Source organism: Allobosea sp. BK604, from assembly GCF_004341515.1.
GTDB lineage: Bacteria > Pseudomonadota > Alphaproteobacteria > Rhizobiales > Beijerinckiaceae > Allobosea.
The window spans coordinates 1-1145 of the sequence record NZ_SLZF01000024.1 but is presented as its reverse complement, the minus strand read 5'-3'; the positions used below and the strand labels follow the sequence as shown (position 1 = coordinate 1145).

Sequence of the window (1145 nt, the reverse complement as noted above, 5' to 3'; positions counted from 1 at the left end):
CAATCCTGTATGTTGTGAGTTGCTCCGGGTCGTCCGGGGCCAGGCGGATGGGGCGCGTAAGCAATCCCGGCTCATCGCCGCCCTCTGGCTGGCGCACATCCGCCTGCGTCGTTGGACCGGACAGTCGCTTGGGAGCGCGCTGGTCGTGCTGTCCCGGATACAGGAGAGGCACCATGACGGACTTGGCTTGTGCGGCCGGGATCGATGTCGGCCGCGATCATCTTGATTTTTCGGTTGCGCCGCAGGGCCATTGCTGGCGGGTGCGTAACGAGCCTGCGGGTATCGCGACGCTGGTCGCACGGCTGCGTCGGCATGGCGTGATCAGGGTCGCGCTGGAGGCGATCGGCCCCTATGCGGAGCGCCTGATCCAGGCGCTGGCCGGAGCCGGGATCGCGGTCGGAGCCGTCGATCCCCGCCGCATCAAGGCCTGGCGCACCGCCGAGGGACGTTTGGCCAAGAACGACCGGCTGGACGCCGCGCTGATCGCGCGCTTTGCTCTGCTCATGCCCGATATCGTGCGCCCCGTCCCCGATCGCGAGAGCCGCGCGCTGCGGGCCCTGTCGACGCGCCGGCGCCAGATCGTCGAGATGATCGCGATGGAGAAGACGCGGCTGAAGCAGGCTCTCGATGCCGAGATCGCCGCAAGCCACAGGAGCCTGATCGCGCGACTGGCCGAGGAGCGCCAGCATATCGAGGCCGAGCTCGAGGCCAGGCTGTGCGCCGGCGAACAGGCCGAGCGCTTCACCCTGCTGCAGAGCGCACCGGGCGTCGGCCCGGCCATTGCCATCACCTTGATGGCCGACCTGCCCGAACTCGATCGCCTCGACCGGCGCGCGCTTGCAAGCCTCGCCGGTCTCGCCCCGCAGATCAGCCAGAGCGGGGCTGGCCAGCCCAGCGCCCATATTGCCGGCGGCAGGCCCTGCGTGCGCAGCGCCCTCTACCTCGCCGCCCTCAGCGCGGCCCGCCTCGATCATGGCTACAAGGCCGAGTACCAGGCCATGCGCCTGGCCGGAAAGCCGGCCAAGGTCGCCCTCGTCGCCATCGCCCGAAAGCTTCTCGTCGCCCTCAGCTCAATGGCCCGCCAGAACAGGCCATGGCAAGACAAACCGCCCTCCAAGACTTGACGTCAGACACAGTCGCCAGGG

The 1145-nt window shown here is 69.1% G+C and carries 1 protein-coding gene; it reads left to right on the top strand.

The annotated features are described in order from the left end of the window. The first annotated feature begins 173 nt into the window (after positions 1-173). The gene (locus EV560_RS35625; RefSeq protein WP_131860617.1) at positions 174-1124 is read left to right on the top strand and encodes an IS110 family RNA-guided transposase; all 951 of its coding nucleotides are present in this window, start codon (positions 174-176) and stop codon (positions 1122-1124) included. Positions 1125-1145 lie beyond the last annotated feature (21 nt).

Bases quoted from the DNA above. Each gene is read 5' to 3' on its own strand.
- EV560_RS35625 (WP_131860617.1), top strand. From the start codon at position 174: ATGACGGACTTGGCTTGTGCGGCCGGGATCGATGTCGGCCGCGATCAT.